Annotated in this window: 20 protein-coding genes and 2 pseudogenes; 15 read left to right on the top strand and 7 right to left on the bottom strand. The window is 42.5% G+C overall.

The genetic code is table 11. From position 1 onward, the window contains the following. The first annotated feature begins 4 nt into the window (after nt 1–4). Nucleotides 5–1,405 carry a carboxy-terminal processing protease CtpA gene (gene ctpA, locus EFK13_RS10830; RefSeq protein WP_129505424.1) on the top strand — a complete coding sequence of 467 codons (1,401 nt, stop codon included), beginning with the start codon at nt 5–7 and terminating at the stop codon, nt 1,403–1,405. A 33-nt stretch (nt 1,406–1,438) separates the two neighbouring features. On the opposite strand, the pseudogene EFK13_RS10825 reads toward ctpA, so the two are convergent. Together EFK13_RS10825 and EFK13_RS10820 are read right to left on the bottom strand one after the other, a co-directional pair. Further along, nucleotides 1,439–2,925: pseudogene (locus tag EFK13_RS10825) on the bottom strand (sodium:solute symporter family protein). Further along, entirely contained in the window at nt 2,925–3,125 is a 201-nt protein-coding gene (locus EFK13_RS10820; RefSeq protein WP_129505425.1) for a DUF3311 domain-containing protein, read from the bottom strand. Before EFK13_RS10820 ends, EFK13_RS10825 begins: the two are co-directional and overlap by 1 nt. A 183-nt stretch (nt 3,126–3,308) precedes the next feature. Between EFK13_RS10820 and EFK13_RS10815 the strand changes: the two genes are divergently transcribed. Next, complete coding sequence (locus EFK13_RS10815; RefSeq protein WP_129505426.1) at nt 3,309–4,220, top strand: ring-cleaving dioxygenase; 912 nt, start codon at nt 3,309–3,311, stop codon at nt 4,218–4,220. 14 nt (nt 4,221–4,234) lie between these two features. Next, nucleotides 4,235–4,840: an alpha/beta hydrolase gene (locus EFK13_RS10810; protein WP_129505528.1), complete on the top strand. Its 606-nt coding sequence runs from the start codon at nt 4,235–4,237 to the stop codon at nt 4,838–4,840. A 43-nt stretch (nt 4,841–4,883) separates the two neighbouring features. Here the strand turns inward: EFK13_RS10810 and EFK13_RS10805 are convergent, their stop codons facing one another. Next, nucleotides 4,884–5,492: a nitroreductase family protein gene (locus EFK13_RS10805; protein ID WP_014664292.1), complete on the bottom strand. Its 609-nt coding sequence runs from the start codon at nt 5,490–5,492 to the stop codon at nt 4,884–4,886. A 129-nt stretch (nt 5,493–5,621) separates the two neighbouring features. On the opposite strand from EFK13_RS10805, the gene yodB reads away from it, so the two are divergent. Then, nucleotides 5,622–5,960 (top strand): transcriptional regulator YodB, encoded by a 339-nt coding sequence (gene yodB, locus EFK13_RS10800; protein ID WP_064814952.1) that lies wholly within the window; start codon nt 5,622–5,624, stop codon nt 5,958–5,960. Between the two features lie 360 nt (nt 5,961–6,320). Here the strand turns inward: yodB and EFK13_RS10795 are convergent, their stop codons facing one another. After that, nucleotides 6,321–6,710 carry a tautomerase family protein gene (locus EFK13_RS10795; RefSeq protein ID WP_129505427.1) on the bottom strand — a complete coding sequence of 130 codons (390 nt, stop codon included), beginning with the start codon at nt 6,708–6,710 and terminating at the stop codon, nt 6,321–6,323. A gap of 366 nt (nt 6,711–7,076) precedes the next feature. Between EFK13_RS10795 and EFK13_RS10790 the strand changes: the two are divergent. Continuing rightward, nucleotides 7,077–7,471: pseudogene (locus tag EFK13_RS10790) on the top strand (GntT/GntP/DsdX family permease); the annotation flags it as partial. A gap of 175 nt (nt 7,472–7,646) precedes the next feature. Next, nucleotides 7,647–7,883, top strand: coding sequence for a hypothetical protein (locus EFK13_RS10785; RefSeq protein WP_129505428.1), 237 nt, complete (start codon nt 7,647–7,649; stop codon nt 7,881–7,883). A gap of 33 nt (nt 7,884–7,916) precedes the next feature. On the opposite strand, the gene EFK13_RS10780 is transcribed toward EFK13_RS10785, so the two are convergent. After that, nucleotides 7,917–8,381 carry an Hsp20/alpha crystallin family protein gene (locus tag EFK13_RS10780; protein WP_129505429.1) on the bottom strand — a complete coding sequence of 155 codons (465 nt, stop codon included), beginning with the start codon at nt 8,379–8,381 and terminating at the stop codon, nt 7,917–7,919. Nucleotides 8,382–8,479: 98 nt separating this feature from the next. Between EFK13_RS10780 and rarD the strand changes: the two genes are divergently transcribed. The 4 genes from rarD to bshB2 all read left to right on the top strand — a co-directional run bounded on the left by rarD (nt 8,480) and on the right by bshB2 (nt 10,762). After that, nucleotides 8,480–9,376 carry an EamA family transporter RarD gene (gene rarD, locus EFK13_RS10775; protein WP_129505430.1) on the top strand — a complete coding sequence of 299 codons (897 nt, stop codon included), beginning with the start codon at nt 8,480–8,482 and terminating at the stop codon, nt 9,374–9,376. Nucleotides 9,377–9,451: 75 nt separating this feature from the next. Further along, a complete protein-coding gene (locus EFK13_RS10770; RefSeq protein WP_129505431.1) occupies nt 9,452–9,730 on the top strand; it encodes a hypothetical protein in 279 nt (92 codons plus the stop codon). Next, on the top strand, nt 9,727–10,077 hold the full coding sequence (locus tag EFK13_RS10765) for a YojF family protein (RefSeq protein ID WP_075750757.1): 351 nt from the start codon (nt 9,727–9,729) through the stop codon (nt 10,075–10,077). Before EFK13_RS10770 ends, EFK13_RS10765 begins: the two co-directional genes overlap by 4 nt. Before the next feature lie 19 nt (nt 10,078–10,096). After that, nucleotides 10,097–10,762: a bacillithiol biosynthesis deacetylase BshB2 gene (bshB2, locus tag EFK13_RS10760; RefSeq protein ID WP_129505432.1), complete on the top strand. Its 666-nt coding sequence runs from the start codon at nt 10,097–10,099 to the stop codon at nt 10,760–10,762. A 26-nt stretch (nt 10,763–10,788) separates the two neighbouring features. On the opposite strand, the gene rsbRC is transcribed toward bshB2, so the two are convergent. Then, nucleotides 10,789–11,637 (bottom strand): RsbT co-antagonist RsbRC, encoded by an 849-nt coding sequence (gene rsbRC, locus EFK13_RS10755; RefSeq protein WP_129505433.1) that lies wholly within the window; start codon nt 11,635–11,637, stop codon nt 10,789–10,791. A 15-nt stretch (nt 11,638–11,652) separates the two neighbouring features. After that, nucleotides 11,653–13,011 (bottom strand): MATE family efflux transporter, encoded by a 1,359-nt coding sequence (locus tag EFK13_RS10750; RefSeq protein ID WP_129505434.1) that lies wholly within the window; start codon nt 13,009–13,011, stop codon nt 11,653–11,655. 274 nt (nt 13,012–13,285) lie between these two features. Between EFK13_RS10750 and cdaS the strand changes: the two genes are divergently transcribed. From cdaS to EFK13_RS10725, 5 genes are all read left to right on the top strand, one after another. Then, a complete protein-coding gene (cdaS, locus tag EFK13_RS10745) occupies nt 13,286–13,900 on the top strand; it encodes a cyclic di-AMP synthase CdaS (RefSeq protein ID WP_129505435.1) in 615 nt (204 codons plus the stop codon). A gap of 233 nt (nt 13,901–14,133) precedes the next feature. Further along, nucleotides 14,134–15,351 carry a macrolide family glycosyltransferase gene (locus EFK13_RS10740; RefSeq protein WP_129505436.1) on the top strand — a complete coding sequence of 406 codons (1,218 nt, stop codon included), beginning with the start codon at nt 14,134–14,136 and terminating at the stop codon, nt 15,349–15,351. Nucleotides 15,352–15,732: 381 nt separating this feature from the next. Next, nucleotides 15,733–16,968 carry a D-gamma-glutamyl-meso-diaminopimelic acid endopeptidase CwlS gene (gene cwlS, locus EFK13_RS10735; protein ID WP_129505437.1) on the top strand — a complete coding sequence of 412 codons (1,236 nt, stop codon included), beginning with the start codon at nt 15,733–15,735 and terminating at the stop codon, nt 16,966–16,968. A 93-nt stretch (nt 16,969–17,061) separates the two neighbouring features. Continuing rightward, nucleotides 17,062–17,652 (top strand): superoxide dismutase family protein, encoded by a 591-nt coding sequence (locus EFK13_RS10730; RefSeq protein WP_129505438.1) that lies wholly within the window; start codon nt 17,062–17,064, stop codon nt 17,650–17,652. A 63-nt stretch (nt 17,653–17,715) separates the two neighbouring features. Next, a complete protein-coding gene (locus EFK13_RS10725; protein WP_129505439.1) occupies nt 17,716–18,630 on the top strand; it encodes an AAA family ATPase in 915 nt (304 codons plus the stop codon). The last annotated feature ends 3 nt before the right edge of the window (nt 18,631–18,633 follow it).

The raw sequence follows: 18,633 nt of genomic DNA, 5'->3' as shown, positions 1-18,633 counted from the left end.
TTAATTGAAACGGCAATTAAAACTGTTTTTTATTGTGCTGATCACTGCGGTTGTCGCTTCGGCGCTTACTTTATTTATTACGGGAAATTCCAGCATCCTGAGCCAAAAATCAGCAAGCATGGGAGACAGCAAGTTCGAAAAATTAAATAAAGCGTATGAGCAAATCAAAAGTGATTATTACCAAAAAACAGATGATGACAAATTAGTAGACGGAGCAATTAAAGGAATGATTCAATCTCTCGATGATCCGTATTCCACATATATGGATCAAGAGGAAGCAAAATCATTCGACGAGACGATTTCTGCATCCTTTGAAGGAATCGGAGCACAAGTAGAGGAGAAAGACGGTGAAATCCTTATTGTGTCGCCTATAAAAGGTTCACCTGCTGAAAAAGCCGGAATCAAACCGAGGGACCAAATCCTTAAGGTGAACGAGAAAAGCGTCAAAGGCATGACTGTAAATGAAGCCGTCGCTTTAATCCGAGGCAAAAAGGGCACAAAAGTGAAGCTAGAGCTAAACAGAGCGGGAGTCGGAAATATCGATCTTTCCATTAAGCGCGATACCATTCCTGTAGAGACCGTTTATTCAGAAATGAAAGACAATAATATCGGCGAAATTCAAATCACTTCTTTCTCTGAAACAACTGCTAAAGAGCTGACAGATGCGATTGACAGTTTGGAGAAAAAAGGCGCCAAAGGCTATATTTTAGACTTGAGGGGAAACCCGGGCGGCTTAATGGACCAGGCGATTACAATGAGCAATCTGTTCATTGATAAGGGCAAAAACATCATGCAGGTTGAATACAAAAACGGTTCAAAAGAAGTTATGAAAGCCGAAAAAGAACGAAAAATCACCAAGCCGACCGTCGTTTTAGTAAATGACGGAACAGCCAGCGCCGCTGAAATTATGTCCGCTGCTCTTCATGAATCGTCCGGCATACCGTTAATCGGTGAAACGACATTTGGCAAAGGCACAGTGCAAACAGCAAAAGAATATGACGATGGCTCCAACGTCAAACTGACAGTTGCCAAATGGCTGACTGCCGATGGTGAGTGGATTCACAAAAAAGGTATTAAACCTCAAGTGAAAGCAGAGCTGCCTGATTACGCAAAGCTGCCGTATTTGGATGCGGATAAAACGTACAAATCAGGGGATTCAGGCACAAACGTCAAAGTAGCTCAGCAAATGCTCAAAGCACTTGGCTACAAGGTAAAGGTTAACAGTACGTATGACCATGATTTTGTATCTGTTGTCAAACAGTTCCAGAAAAAAGAGAAGCTGAAAGAAACAGGTGTACTCACTGGCGATACAACAACGAAATTAATGACAGAACTTCAAAAGAAGCTGTCTAATAATGATACGCAAATGGAAAAGGCAATTGAAACACTGAAAAAAGAAATGTAAAAAAACCATACGCGGATGCCGCGTATGGTTTTTTTATGCACCCTTTTGATTCGGGTTAGCGTCTTGTTTTTTACCAAATAAACCTTCAATGACAGGATTGGATCCTGCTTTTTTGACAAACAGCGGATTCAGAATAACGACAGCAGCGATGTTGGCGGCCAATCCCCAGAACCCTTCATAAATGCCATGTGCGGATTGAGTGGTATACACAATAAACGTAACCGCAAGGCCGACTAATAATCCGATAACCGTCGCTTCTTTCGTTTGACGCTTCCAGAATAGACTGACAGCAATCGCCGGGAAGATTTGCACCATGCCGGATACACCTAATAGCTGGAGTGTCACTAAGGCAGTCGGGAACAGCATTCCAAACAGAAGCGCGAGACCGATGACAACAAACACCATTGAACGTGTGACAAGGGTCAGCTTGCTTTGAGACACATTCGGATGAATCAAATCCCTGTATAGGTTGTTGGCGAATAAATTCGATGCCCCGATTGCCATAATGGAACAAGGAATCAATGAAGCAAGAGCGATCGTGGCATATGCGAAACCTTGTGCCACGCCGCCGTAAGATGTTTGAATCAAATGAAGCAGCGCCAGTCTTGGATTTGTATCTTCCGGCAGGACAAGAAAGGCGATAAATCCAAGAAAAATAACCAAAATTAACACAATATTATAAAGCGGCAAAAACATGCTGTTTTTTCTTACTGCATCGGCGCTTTTCGCCGTGAAAACACCTGTAGCGGCATGTGCCCACATAAAAAGTGCCAGAGCGGAAACAATAGATGCTGTGATAAACCAAGAAATGCCTTTTGGCCCTTCTGCCGGTATCGTCAGCATTTGCGGCGCTTCCTTCACTAACGTGTCAATCATCGGTGTCCAGCCGTTAAAATGAATGAGAGGGAGGGACACCACCATAAACAGCATAATAACCCAGACTAAAATGTCTTTAATGATCGCTGTAAAAGTAGGCCCTTTAATCCCGCTGAAGAATGTGTAAAGAGCTACAAGAATAAATGAAATGATGACAACGAATTTTACGTTAATATATCCGGTGCCGGCAACTTGGAGCGTATCTTGAATGCCGCTCAGCTGAAGGCATATGTACGGAATAAGCATCAGCACGCCTACGATGGCAACGAGGCTTGCTAAAAGCTTACTATCAAAACGTTCCCGGGCGTAATCTGCGAGTGTTGTTAATTTATGAATTTTCGCAACTTTCCAAAGTTTTGGCAGGAAGAAATAGGCGATAAAGTAAGCCAACACAGAATAAGGGATGGCGAAAAATGCAACACTTCCGCCCGTATAAGCAGTACTGGTTAACCCTAAGAAAGTATATGCCGTATAGAGGTCAGCGCCTACTAAAAACCAGACAGACCGCCGAAGCGTCTGCCGCCTACGGACCATTCTTCTACCGAGGTTCGTGAGGATTTGTCCCTTCCGGCGAGAAATCCGATACAGACAACGGTTAAAACGATAATAGCTGTAATGAGAAGTGCAGTGAGATTCCCTTGCATTATTCAAATCCTCCATCTTTTTTTTGCGTCTGGTAAATGCCAAACGAGCATAACGGCGTAATAATAATCCACAACAGCAGCCAAAAGTGGAAACACGGAAGACCGAAAATAATCGGTTCAATTCGATTCACAAGCGGCAATAGCGCAAGCTGAGCGAATGGCAAAAGAATGAGAATAACAATAAGTGCTTTTTTAACCATTTACTTTCCTCCTGAAACATGATAATGCTCACTATAATAGCAGTTGTAAGAAAAGATCACAAGATAATTATTAGAAAAAAATGATTTTTTCAATTATTTAATTAAAACACATGGTTTGCATCCTCTTCAATAAAGGTTTAAAATAATAAATATCTTGAAATCGAGATAAATAGGAGTGGGAAAATGAAAACAGAAGGATTGCACCATGTCACAGCATTCGCCAGAAATCCGCAAGAAAACTTGCGATTTTATACAGAAGTGCTCGGGCTCAGGCTTGTCAAAAAAACAGTAAACTTTGATGATCCCGGAACGTATCATTTTTACTTCGGGAATCAAAATGGAGATCCCGGTACAATTATGACCTTTTTTCCGTTCCAAGGAAGCGGACAGGGAACGGTAGGTAAAGGTCAAGCGGGCCGGGTGTACTTTTCAGTTCCTAAAGGCTCCCTGTCTTTTTGGAAAGAACGTCTTGAGAAAAACGGGCTAAACCTTGAGGAGAAAACGTTATTCGGGGAAAAGGGTCTTATGTTTGATGATACGGAAGACCTTCCGCTAGCGATTATGGAGAATGCGAAAAGCGGCAAAAGCGAGTGGACGCCTGAAGGCATTTCAGAACATGAAGCAATTACGGGAATGAAAGGCGTGCTGCTGTATTCTTATGACCCGCAGGCGACCATACAATTTTTAACGGAAAGCTTTGGATATGCCAAAGCGGCGGAAGAAAACCAGATCGTCAGACTGACATCCCCAGCGGCTATCGGCGGCCTCATTGACGTCCATTTACACCCTGAACAAAGAGGGGTAGGAGGTTATGGAACAGTACACCATGTAGCATTTCGGACAACGAAAGAGGAACAGGCGAAATGGCTGCCGATTATTGCGCAAAACCATTTTCCCTCTTCAGAAATCCTTGATAGAGAATACTTTACATCCGTTTATTTCAGGGAGAAAGGCGGTATCTTATTTGAAATTGCCACAGATGAGCCGGGCTTTATGACAGATGAAACGTTTGATGAGCTGGGGACTTCATTAAAACTGCCTGAATGGCTGGAGAAACACAGACAACAAATTACAGACGTTTTGCCTAAACTTTAAAGGGGGAATTTATGATGAAGCATATTTATGAAAAAGGGACATCTGACAACGTACTTTTGCTGTTACATGGCACTGGCGGAAATGAACAAGATTTGATTTCATTGGGACGGTTTATAGACCCTCATGCCCATTTGCTTGGTGTCAGAGGATCGGTGCTTGAAAATGGAATGCCGCGATTTTTCAGACGTCTGAGTGAAGGTGTCTTTGATGAAAAGGACCTCGTAGAGCGGACAACAGAATTGAAAGATTTTATTGACGAGGCTGCAGAAACATATCAATTTGATCGCGGCAGAGTTATTGCGGTCGGTTATTCAAACGGCGCAAATATTGCGGCAAGCCTGCTTTTCCATTATCAAGATGTCTTAAAAGGGGCTATTCTGCATCATCCGATGGTTCCGATTCGCGGTCTCAAGCTGCCTAATATGACGGGACTCCCTGTTTTTATCGGTGCCGGAAATTATGATCCTCTCTGCACGAAGGAAGAATCAGAAGAACTTTACCGTTATTTGCGTGACAGCGGGGCATCAGCCTCTGTTTTCTGGCAGGATGGGGGCCATCAGCTGACGCAGCATGAAGCTGAACAGGCCCGCGATTGGTACAAAGAATCGATTGTATCATAAAAAAACCTTAGTCCGTATGTCGGACTAAGGTTTTTTCATATCCTTACAGCCAAGTTGACACTTTTGAAAGCGGCAAGCGGTTGCTTTGATGGGCGGGTTTCACGGCTTTTCCGATTGAAATAAGCATAACCGGAACATAGCGCTCACTGATATCAAATTGCTTTTGGAACTGCTCTTTGTTAAATCCGCCGATGGCGCAAGTGTCATAACCTTTTGCTTTTGCGGCAATCATAAGCTGCATAGCGGCTAAAGAAGCATTTAAGAAAGCGGAATCACGCGCGAATTGTTCGCTTTGATAAGCACCGTTGATTTGGCCGAGCAATGTTTGTTTGATTTCATCTGTAATATAGCCTTGGCTTGCTAATTCAGCGTAAACTTCTTCACCGTTTTCATTTGCTTTTAAATCGCCTAAAATGGCAACAACAGCAGAAGACTCAACGATTTGTTTTTGGTTATACGCTACAGGGAGAAGTGCTGCTTTTGATTCATCGCTGTGGAATACCGTGAAATGCCAATGCTGAAGGTTCCAAGCTGAAGGCGCTTTAGCGGCAAGGTCCAATAGCTCAGTCAGCTCTTCCTTAGAGATTGGGGCATTTGTATCATATTCCTTTACAGAAGCACGTGCTTTTAAAACATCCAGAGTATTCGTCATAGTGTTTCCTCCTTCGGATAAACGTGGTATGATAATAGAAAAGTTAGAAACTTACTAAATGTAACTTGAAAGATTATTGTAATGGATCATTGAATACATGTCAATCAATAGATGAAGGGATGAAGACTTGTGGGAAATACAATGTGCCCTAAAATGGAATCCGCTTTTTCATTGCTGGGAAAACGATGGAACGGTCTGATCATCCATGTGCTAATGGATGGGCCGAAACGGTTTAAAGAGATAACGGAAACAATACCGATGATCAGCCAAAAAATGCTTGCGGAGCGCCTAAAGGAGCTAGAACAAAACGAGATCGTCGAACGGCAGGTTCTCCCTGAAACGCCTGTCAAAGTCATCTATACGCTGACTGAAAAAGGAACAGCGCTTCAAGCTGTATTTCAAGAGATGCAGGCGTGGGCCGATCAGTTTTGCGAACCAGGTGAAACGATGTGCGAAAAAGAGAAATGAGGATAGAGGCGCCTGAGAAAGAGCCTTTGTTTCGATGATAAAGTCATGTAAGTGGTCGATCATACCGTTTACATGACTTTTTATATTGCGTTTCTTTTACAGAGTAATGTTATATGAAGGTGACTGCAAAAATAGGAATAGTCAGTCCGTGATAAAGCTATTAGCAGCTAACATATTGTCAATGAGGGTGATCAGTTATCTCGTTATGCAAATTACCGGGACTTTATCTGACTGAAAAATCCAGACTCTATCTGCCAAATTTGGATCACTCGTTATTCTGATTATCGCAGCTGTTATCAGAAAAGAAATGAGAGAACAGAAGAGAGAGCTTCAGATAAAGCTCCCTCTTTTTTACTTATTTTATAGTTTGCCATTTAAAAATTGTGCCTCACCGAGACCGAAACTCCAGTCTGCGTCACCATTTTCGGTAATGGAAACCATTAAGTCTTCCGGGGAAACACCGCATTCTGCTTCTAGCTTTTCAGCCAGCAGGGCATACAACTTTTCCTTTTGGCTTTCAGTTCTTGCTTTGCTTGTCATGCTAATGATGACCAGATCCCTGGTTCTTTGAAACCCTAATCCCGTATCCTGGATTATAAGCTCGTTTGCGGGATGCTGATGGACAATTTGATAACGGTCTCTTTCCGGAACACCGAACGCTTCAACCATCGCTTGGTGAGCAGTATCTAATAACAATTGCAGCGATTTTTCATCACGGCCCTCAATTAAATCAAAACGTAATAATGGCATGTGAATTCCTCCTCTTGTGAAGTGTATTATCCATCTGTTTTCACATTGTTTGATTTGCTTCCAGACAATGGATAGATATAAAGATTGGCAGTTAACTTGATAAAAAACATAACACATAACCAAAAGTTAATCAATAAGTAGTCAATCAAGGCAAACTCATGAAAACGATTAACAGTCATTAATTAGGATATTAGCATGGATATACTAGTTGACCAAAAGGTGATAATCATATAACCAAAACATTTTAACTATTAATGAAAACGCTTTCTATAAAGCTGGGCTTGAATACTATCGAAACATTGTCATGATATTCATTTAAAACACATTTGGAGGGGTACCATGCCAATTTTAATTGTTGCTGTTTGAGTGCTGATTCTGTTATTTCTCATTATTAAACTAAAATTAAATACTTTTGTCTCGCTTATTGTCGTTTCATTTTTAGTGGCCATCGAACTTGGAATGGATATTAATAAAATTGTTCTTTCCATTGAAGCGGGTGTCGGATCGCCATTACGCTGATTGACAAATTCGGGAGGAAACGAATACAGGCGCCGGTGGTGATTGCCTCGTTTATCATCGGGATTGCCCTATTTTTTGAAGTTGGTCTTGTTCTGTTGATGCCGATTGTGTATGCGATTGCAAAAGAATTAAAAATGCCTTTTCTTTATCTTGGAATCCCGATGGCCGCGGCGTTAAATGTCACCCACGGATTTTTGCCCCCGCGTCCTGCGCCTACTGCCATTTCAGTCGCATACGGCGCCCAGTATTGGCCAGGTGCTGGACGCTGCTTACAACAGTTCTCTCGGTGACGGGGATCAGCTGTGTGTTATTGGCAGGGCTTGTGATGTAACAATCCATAGATTCAGTCCGTAGCCCAATCGTTTATCTTCCTTGTTGAATACCTTACGTATAGGCAGACATAAAGGAGGAAAAATCATGTACCCTCATCATTCGTATTATCGCGGGAACCCAGATCCAGTCGAATATCCGGCGCGCAATCCTTTCTTGTTTGGCGCTCCTTTAGTCGGCGGTTTATTAGGCGGTTTTCTCGGGAGTGCTCTCTTTAACGCTCCTCGTCCCTATGCTTATCCGCCTGTCCCGTATGGTTACGGAGGCGCACCGTACGGTTTTGGTGCAGGCGTGCCATACGGAGGATATCCCGGCTTCTATTAATAAAAAACGGCCTGCACCGATGCAGGCCGTTTTTTATCGGATGATTTCTACCTCGGACATATTGTAGTCTTGCTGCTTTTGAAACATGACTTCCAGAAGGCCATCCTTAAAGACGGCTTTTGTTCCTTTGCGTTTGACTAAACAAGGAAGGTTTACTTTTTTTGGGTGATCTGAGTTCGGGAAGTTTTCTAACAATAATTCGTGAGATGTGTGTTTGATTCTCACCTGTTCGAGCCGGCTTTCATTGATTGGAACCTTAACAAACACATGATCTGCTGTTTCGAATATATCTACATCAGGTTTAGCCTCAGGTTTGGCAGGCTGTTCTTTTTTTGGGGGGAGAGGATCGCGGAAAGGAAATTGAGCAGCATAGTCACTGCCGAACACACTTTCCATCACACGATTTACATACGTTTCTACTTCTTTTGGATCAGCTTTTTTTAACGCTTCCTTAGAAAATTGATTGTGGAAAGGAAAGTACTTGTTCCATTCAAACATCGTCGTCACATCCTTTCTTCATGGACAAAATAGTATATGCCCGCCAGATCTTTCACGTGATATAATATAAGATGCTCTAAAGAAAGGCGGGGATTTGCATGCAATATTCAGAAACAAAAAAAGGCGTTCTTTACACAGCCGTTTCCTTTATCATGTGGGGGCTGTTTCCGCTCTATTGGAAGCTTCTCGCACAGCTGCCGGCTCTTGATATTTTGGCTCACCGTATTATATGGTCTTTTGTTTTTATGTGTATCTTACTTTTTTTCTTGAGGCAATGGAAAACAGGGTGGCAGGAGCTGCGTTCTTTGAAAAAGAAAGGCGGCATCCTTTCTTTATTTCTCGCTTCAATCCTGATTTCGATTAACTGGTTTGTGTACATATGGGCTGTCAACCATGGCTTTTTGCTTGAGGCTAGTCTTGGCTATTACATTAATCCGCTTGTATCAGTGCTCCTTGGGATATTATTTTTAAAGGAAAAACTGAATCGCCTGCAATTGGTGGCGGTTTCGATCGCGGCGGCCGGCGTCATCATCTCGGCGTTCCAATACGGCTCCATTCCTTATGTTGCGCTTCTGCTTGCATTCAGTTTCGGGCTGTACGGGTTAAGCAAAAAAAGAACAAGCCTGTCGAGCGCCATCGGTTTAACGCTGGAAACATTCATGATTATGCCGATTGCTTTGGGATATTTGCTGCTGAGCGGCCATATCCAGCCCGCGGGTGCAGAAAGCGGGGGGACGTGGATGCTTCTCTTTTTTGCCGGTGTGTTTACGGCGCTGCCGCTATTATTGTTTGCGGAAGGAGCGAAACGGCTGCCGCTGTATCAAGTGGGTATCTTGCAATACATTGCACCGACCATTACCTTGCTGATTGGGCTGTTTGTTTATCATGAGCCGTTTTCAAGCTCGAAAGCTTTTACATTCAGCTGTATATGGGCTGCGCTGCTCTTGTTTACGTTTTCACAAGTGAAGTGGAAGCGGGCGTCAAAAAGCCATTGAGGCCTTTGGCTTTTCAGCTGAAGCATATATTATGTATAATCATTTCATGTATGTAAGACATAAAGGAGCAAGACGATGGACAATGATAAAGAGATAGTGAAAGCATATGCTTCACTTTGGAACAACCGATCTTTCGTAAATGATGACGCAGAAGCGGTAGCAGAGGCGATTGATCTTGAGCTCTTGGATAAACGAACACACCCGAGACTCCGGAAACCGATGCTGGAAAAATATATTGCCGCGATCCAGCGCATTGTGAATTCACAGCTCGAACCGGCTGTGAAATATCAGCTGGTCAAATTACATACAGAACGTGCAGAGCATCTAAAAGAAGAAAGAGGGGAGCAATCATGAAAGCAATCATAAAAGAAGATGTGCAAGCATCTTTAGAACGATATGCGGACCGCCCTGTATATATCCATTTAGAAACCACGACAGGTTCTTATTCAGCACACTTAAATGAAAAAAACATGACGGTTGTTGCATACATCCGCAATGCAAAAGTCACCTATCATCAGGCGAAAATCAAAGGCAGCGGACCTTACCGCGTCGGCTTAAAAACAGAAGAAGGCTGGATTTATGCTGAAGGCTTGACTGAATACACTGTAGACGAAGATAACCGTTTATTAATGGCGGGACATCTGCCGGGCGGTAAACTGGCTATTTCTCTGCAAATCAGTGAAAAACCGTTCACAGTTTAAAGAAAAGGGTGAAAAACAAATGAAAGAACACGTACTTGTAATCCTGCCTCACCCTGATGATGAATCATACGGAGTGGCAGGCCTGATTGCCTTAAACAGAAAAAAAGACATTCCCGTTACGTACGCCTGCGCTACATTAGGTGAAATGGGCAGAAATATGGGCGATCCATTTTTCGCGAATCGGGAAACGTTGCCGCTCTTAAGAAAACAAGAGCTTATTAATGCTTGCAAAGCAATGGATATCAATGACCTTCGGATGCTTGGGCTCCGTGACAAAACGCTTGAGTTTGAAGATGATGAGTATTTAGCTGATATCATGGAAGAGATCATAGATGATGTAAAACCAAGTTTAATTGTCACATTTTATCCTGAGCACGGTGTACACCCTGACCATGATGCATGCGGGGAAGCGGTTATCCGCGCATTGTACCGCAAAAAGAAAGAAGACCGTCCGCGTACGATCTGCATGGCCATTACACGCAACAGAGAAGAGGTTCTCGGTGAAGCAGATGTCGTACTTGATATCAAAGAAGTAGCGGATATTAAAATGAATGCATTAAGAGCTCACCGCACTCAAACAGAAGGCATGCTTAGAGAGCTTGAAGAAAAATTGAAAAACAATGAACCTGTTATGGCAACATGGTTTGAAGAAGAACGATATTGGACGTATCAATGGAATGATTAATCAAAAAGGTATAAGGCCTTTAAGCCTTATACCTTTTTTAATTTTAAGTCAGATGCAATCGCTGAAGCGAGGGTGGATCTCAAGGAAATATCTTCGAAAGACAAACCAAGCTGAACCGCGGTTTGCGCGATTTCCGGGCGGATTCCCGACAATGTGGATGAAACGCCGATTAAACGAAGGGCCTCAATTAAACTGAACAGCTGGTGGGCAACCATTGTGTCAATAATTGCTACCCCTGACAAATCAATATACAGCTGCGTCACCTTTTTCTCTGCACATTGATGCAGGGTGTTTTCCATAATCAGTTTGGCGCGGACCGTATCAATATCGCCGATTAAAGGCAGCAGCCCCACGCTGTGAAACAGTACAATGACCGGTGCGCTTAATTCAGTAATCATATCTTTTTGAGCCTGAAGCTGAAGGCTTGTGCTTTTGTACATTTCTTCTATAAAAATATGAATGACAAGGTCGAACGCTTTTATAAGGGAGTGATACAGATCTTCGGCTTCTTCGCCTTTCACAGTGTCCTGATTGAGATGGACAAATTCTTTCACATAGGAAACATATAAATCTCTCACTCTGACAAACTCACGAATAATATAGTGGATAGGAGTCTTTAAATGCTCAGGATCCTGTGTCACTTCAAAGGCCCATTCTTTCAGGATAGGCAGGTATACCTCCTCATCGTCTATGAAAATACGATTTATCTTATAATTGAAGGCGAGGTTCAGGCTCTTTAAATTGTGAATGACAGCAGGGTCTGTTGATGCATAAATGGAATTCGGATCCGTCTCCTCGATTGTTTCATACCATGTTGAACTGATTGTCTCCGCATGCTGAGAAAGATATTCGTATAATTTCTTGTTTTTTGCCATGATTGATCACCTCTTTTAAACGTATTGTTTTTGCGAATAATGTTTTTGCAGTTTTGCCAGCCTGAAAAACAGGCCGACTGCCCCGGCAGCGAGCCCTGCAATTAACCCGATCCAATAGCCGAACGCGCCGAGACTTGTAAAGGTACCGACCGCATAACCGACCGGAAGCCCGATGACCCAGTAAGAGACAAAAGCGGCTGCAAGCGTGTAGTTCACATCTTTGTACCCTCGGAGCGCTCCCTGAATCGGCGCGGCAACAGCATCGGAAAGCTGAAAAAACAGCGCATAAATTAAAAAGTGCTGTGTCAGCCGGAGCACATCGGGATGAGAAGTGTACATGCCAGCAATTTGCTCTCTAAATAAAAGGATACAGGCTGCAGTAAACAAAGAAAAGCCGATCGCCATCATGATGCCGATTAGGCTATATGAGCGAGCATCCCTAAAACGGGCCGCACCGGCTTCAAAACCGACAACAATTGTTAAAGCCATTGATACGCTGAGCGGCAGCATATATAAAAGCGAAGCAAAGTTCATGGCTGCCTGATGGGACGCGATGGTCACTGTATCAAAATGACTTATCAAAAGCGTGACAGCTGCAAAAATGCTCGTTTCAAAAAATACGGCGAACCCAATAGGCAGCCCGATTTTGAGCATAGTTTTGCATGCTTTCCAAGAGAACTTATACATTGTAAGGAAAATCCCGTATTCGGAAAACGGCGCGGATTTATGAATAATGAAAAAACTGATGATGCAGATACACCAATATGTAAGTGCGGACGCTAGACCGGCACCGACACCGCCAAGAGCCGGCATTCCGAATTTTCCAAAGATGAATACGTAATTCAATACAAAATTGATCGGAAGAGAACTGAGTGTAATCATCATTGTGACTCTCGTTTTCCCCAATGAGTCAATGAATGATCTCAAAACGGTGTAAACAAATAAAGGGAAAATACCCAGTGATAAAAAGCCTAAAAAGTGTTTGGCAATCTGGTGTACGTGTGTCTCAAGGTGCAATCGTCCAAGAATAAAGTCCACTGCAGCATATCCAATCGCTAAAACGGCGATGCTAAGAAGCGCGGCCGCATATACAGCCTGTAAAACAGTAAAGGGGATTTTCTGTTTTTTTTCAGCGCCTAATAATTGAGCGACAATCGGGGTGACCGCCATTAATATGCCTGCAAGTCCTGTATAAACAGGGGTCCAAAGACTTGAGCCAATGGCGACACCCGCTAAATCAGCGGGGCTGACTTTCCCTGACATCACCGTATCTAAAAACGTCATAAGAGAAAGCCCCGCCTGGGTTATTAATATCGGAATTAAAATGTGCAAAAGCTGTTTGATCTTTTGCCGGGCGTTTCGAGTTTCTTTCATACACTGATCTCCGTTTCTTTTTCATAACGAGAGAAATTATAACATTTTATGTATAAAAAGCAATGAACGCCGGACCTATTCTTTTTTTGTCGGTTTCGTTTTTCTAAACATTTGGGCATAAATAAAAGAAAGTGAGATCACGCCTAAAAAGGTGCAAATATACTGAATGATTCTTTCGATTTCCATTCTTTACATCCCTCCTTACCAATAGAATGTGCATCAATAAGACAAGCATGCGTGAAAAGTTGGAAATTTGAATAGGAGTTGAAGGTCTATGCGTTATGAACAAATGTCAGAAAATGCATTCAAGGGAAAAATACAAGTGTATTTAGAGCAAATATTAGGTGATGCGTCACTCATCTTAAAAACGCTTCACGAAAAAGACCAGTGTCTTCTATGTGAATTAGATGATTTGGGCCACATTTTTCAGGACATGCAGGGCATCGCATCATCCTTTTATTTGCAATCATACATTGAGCAATTTACGCCGGCATTTATCGAACTGGCCAAGGCGATTAAAGCTCTATCGGAACATAAACATGGTGCTTTAATTGTAATTGAAAGAGCGGACCCGGTTGAGCATTTTATTCAAAAAGGAACATCTCTTCACGCGGAGATCAGCGCTTCATTAATTGAGAGCATCTTTTTTCCGGGAAACCCTCTTCATGACGGCGCTTTATTGGTGAGGGAAAATAAACTTGTCTCAGCAGCCAATGTACTGCCGCTGACAACAAAAGAAGTGGATATCCATTTGGGAACCCGGCACCGCGCGGCTCTTGGTATGTCGGGGCATACAGATGCGCTTGTGCTCGTTGTTTCAGAAGAGACAGGGAAGATGTCGTTTGCAAAAGACGGTGTATTATATCCGGTGATTTCGCCAAGAACGTAAAAATAATGAAAAGGACCTGATTGAGAATCCTATCATGAGACAAAATGACTGAATTTGAAATTTTTTAAAGCATTCACTTTAAGCTGAATGCTTTTTGTCTTGAAAATAGGAAATATAAACTGGTAGAAAAGTTATATTTGATTAATATTAATTAAGTTAAATACTTTACCTAATTTTGTATTTGTAGTACCGTATAAAATATTACATAAATTTTAAAGGAAGGGTGCTGCCGCATGGCTAATGTATTAATGATTGGGTTTCCCGGTGAGGGGCATATTAATCCCTCTATCGGTGTGATGAAGGAGCTGAAATCCCGGGGAGAAAACATTACTTACTACGCAGTGAAGGAATACAAAGAAAAAATTGCAGCTCTTAATATTGAGTTTCGTGAGTATCATGATTTCCGGGGAGATTACTTCGGGAAAAACGCAACCGGAGATGAGGAAAGGGATTTCACTGAGATGATCTGCGCCTTTCTGAAAGGCTGTAAGGATATCGCGACGCATATTTATGATGAAGTCAAACATGAATCGTATGATTATGTCATTTACGATCATCATCTCCTGGCCGGTAAAATCATTGCCAACATGCTGAAGCTTCCGAGATTTTCATTGTGTACAACGTTTGCAATGAATGAGGAATTTTTAAAGGAAATGATGGGTGCTTACATGAAAGGATCATTTGAAGATTCGCCTCATTATGAATCTTATCAACAGCTTGCAGAAACATTAAATGCTGATTATCAAGCAGGGATAAAGAAGCCGTTTGATGTTTTTTCTTCAGACGGGGACTTGACGATTGTTTTCACATCAAGGGAATTTCAGCCAATGGCTGAGCAATTCGGCGATCGGTATGTATTTGTCGGCCCTTCAATTACAGAAAGAGCCGGAAACAATGATTTCCCATTTGATCAGATTGACAATGAAAACGTGCTGTTTATTTCGATGGGAACCATTTTTAACAATCAAAAACAATTTTTTAATCAATGTCTCGAGGTGTGTAAAGACTTTGAAGGAAAAGTTGTGCTTTCCATCGGCAAGCATATTAAGGCAAGTGAGTTAAACGACATTCCGGAGAATGTTATTGTGCGCCCTTATGTCCCTCAGCTTGAGATTCTGAAAAGAGCCGGCTTGTTTGTGACCCACGGCGGAATGAACAGCACAAGTGAAGGTTTGTATTTTGAAACCCCGCTCGTTGTCATTCCGATGGGAGCTGACCAATTTGCCGTCGGAAACCAAGTGGAAAATATCGGCGCAGGAAAAGTGCTGAAGAAAGAACAATTATCTGAAAGCCTTTTGAAAGAAACAATTCAAGAAGTGATGAACAATGATGTGTATGCTGAAAAGGCGAAAGAAATTGGACAATCACTGAAAGAGGCAGGCGGTTCTAAAAAAGCGGCCGACTGCATCCTTGAAGTTGTAAAACAAAAAACTCAATCAGCAAACGCATAGAATAAATGCCTGTTCTTATCAAAAGAACAGGCATTTTGGCATTTTCGTAAGAACGCAGAGGGAGGGATTTGACACAGCAGTAGAGAATTGATAAGAAAAACAGACAAGAAAGGAGGGAAATCTGCTCCATTCATCAATACAAAACCATCATATTTACCCCCGCTTAAATAGTCCCTTAGACTTTCGAAAAACATATGCAGCTTATGTAAAATGTTAGGTGTTTAATTGGAATTTTAAAGGTCGAACGATGCTGAAATTGCCAACAAATGTTTGAAATGGGTGTAACTTGCTGAAAAAGTGACGATAAAACTGATGTGTGCCATTTTTGGAAACGAAATACTAGCTGTTTTTGCGCTATAAACAGTTTAGGAGGTTGGATGAATGAAAAGAAAGATTGTAGCGGGCTTGGCTGTTTCCGCAGTTGTTGGGTCATCGATGGCCGCAGCACCCGCAGAAGCAAAAACGATAAAAGTAAAAAACGGTGACTCTCTTTGGAAACTTTCCCGTCAATATGATACGACAATATCAGCACTGAAATCCGAAAATAAATTAAAATCAACGGTGCTTTATGTCGGGCAAAGCCTTAAGATTCCTGATAGCAGCAAAAAAAGCAAGACATCCTCATCAAGCTCAAGCAAGACATCATCATACACAGTTGCATATGGTGACTCGCTATGGATGATTGCTAAAAATCATAAAATGAGTGTTTCTGAGCTTAAAAGTTTAAACAGCCTGACCAGTGACCTGATTCGTCCCGGCCAAAAGCTTAAAATCAAAGGGACAAGCAGTTCAAGCGGCTCAAACGGATCGAAGAAAAACAGAGGTTCCAATTCTTCAGGCTCTTCGAAAAGTACATACACGGTTAAGCTTGGTGACTCACTGTGGAAAATCGCAAACAGCTTAAATATGACTGTAGCTGAATTGAAAACCTTAAATGGCTTAACATCTGATACGCTTTACCCTAAGCAGGTTCTCAAAATAAAAGGGAACAGTTCACCTAAGAGCGGAAACAGCGGTTCTAAAAAGCCGTCAAACTCCAATTCCTCAAAAACAACTACATACAAGGTAAAAGCAGGCGATTCGCTGTGGAAAATCGCAAATCAGCTCGGCGTCACCGTGCAAAGCATCCGTGATAAAAACAATTTATCATCTGATGTACTGCAAATCGGACAGGTTCTGACGATTTCGGGAACAACCAAGTCTAACAATTCAAATCAGACAAAGCCAAAAGACAACTCAGGATCAAACGTTCAAATAGGGTCAAAGATTGACAGAATGATAACAGAAGCGAAAAAATATGTCGGGGTGCCGTACCGCTGGGGCGGAAACACGCCTGCAGGATTTGATTGCAGCGGCTTCATTTATTACCTCATTAATAATGTATCATCTATATCAAGATTAAGTACGGCAGGATATTGGAATGTCATGCAAAAAGTCAGCCAGCCGTCAGTCGGAGACTTTGTCTTCTTTACAACATATAAATCCGGCCCGTCTCACATGGGGATTTATCTAGGGGGCGGAGACTTTATTCATGCAAGCTCATCGGGCGTCGACATTTCCAACCTCAGCAATTCGTATTGGAAACAACGCTACTTGGGCGCAAGAAGTTATTTTTAAGAATGAGTATGACAAAAAGCCTTTTTATAGGCTTTTTTGTTTATTTCAGACAATGATTGACCACACTGTTAGAAAAAACAAGGGGGAGACAGTATGTACCGTCTCTTGCTGCTGATGATGCTGATGGCACTGGGAGTTGAGGGATGCGGACAAAAAAAACCTCCTGATCCTCCTCAGCGGGTCCCGGAAAAAAAGGCGGTTGAAACGTCAGCGTTTGGTCATCATGTCCAGCTGTTCAATCGTGAAGGCAAAGCAGTCGGTTTTATAGAAATCAAAGAATCGGATGACGAAGGCCTTGATATACACATTTCCGCAAACACCCTGCGCCCCGGCGCTTCTCTCGGTTTTCATATTTATGAGAAAGGTTCATGTGTCAGGCCGGATTTTGAATCAGCGGGAGGCCCCTTTAATCCGCTGAACAAAGAACACGGCTTCAACAATCCGATGGGGCATCATGCAGGTGATCTTCCGAACCTTGAAGTCGGTGCTGATGGAAAAGTGGATGTTATTATGAATGCGCCGGACACCTCATTGATAAAAGGAAGTAAACTAAATATTCTCGATCAGGATGGGAGCGCGTTTATCATTCATGAACATGCCGACGATTATTTGACAAACCCAAGCGGCAATTCAGGCGCGCGTATCGTCTGCGGAGCCCTTTCCGGCAGTAACGAGAAGCAGTAATATCATCCAAGCCCTTTTGTATTGAGCATACAGGGGCTTTTTTAGTATACTCGTTAATGGAATATGAATAGGAAAGGGAACCTGTCTATGACAACTCAACTACAGCACTTAACATTGCCGAAAGATATACAACAAAAGCTTTTATCATATAAAGACGAGCCGATTGCCCCAGAGTTTCAGTCGCTTATCGGGACGTCAGGCTATGAGGCGGAGGATGAGGCGATTTTATTCGATGCCATTATCGCATTAGCCATGGGAAAAAATGTTTTGCTGAAAGGGCCTACAGGCTCAGGAAAAACAAAGCTGGCAGAAACATTGTCCAGTTATTTTCATAAACCAATGCACAGTGTCAACTGCTCAGTTGACTTGGACGCTGAAGCGTTGGTCGGCTATAAAACAATTGAAAATCAATCTGGACAGGCGACGATCGAGTTTGTTTCAGGACCTGTCACAAAAGCCATGAAAGAAGGCCATTTTCTTTATATAGATGAAATCAATATGGCAAAGCCCGAAACACTGCCCATTTTAAACGGTGTATTAGATTACAGAAAAATGATGACAAATCCGTTTACAGGCGAGGTTATTAGGGCTAAAGGCGGCTTTGGAGTCATTGCAGCCATCAATGAAGGCTATGTCGGAACTGTTCCGCTGAATGAAGCATTGAAAAACCGCTTTGTTATTATTGATGTGCCTTATATTAAAGGCGAGCTGCTGAAACAAGTGCTCATGTCTCAATCAGCCCTTCAAGATGAGAAATTGATTGACCGGTTTATCACACTTTCCTCTGATCTGATCGTTCAGGCCAATAACGGACAGGTGTCTGAAGAAGCGGCATCCATCAGAGCTTTAATCGATACATGTGATTTAGCCGCTTATATTCCGCCGCGTCGTGCAATCGAACGGGGAATTGTAGAGAAGCTTGATGATGACCGGGAAAAAGCGGCCGTCCGAAATATTGCAGAAACTCTGTTTGAATGAGGG

The organism is Bacillus cabrialesii (assembly GCF_004124315.2).
In the GTDB taxonomy this organism is placed as follows: Bacteria; Bacillota; Bacilli; order Bacillales; family Bacillaceae; genus Bacillus; species Bacillus cabrialesii.
The sequence above is the reverse complement of the archived record's forward strand: the minus strand, read 5'-3'. Positions and strand labels throughout refer to the sequence as shown.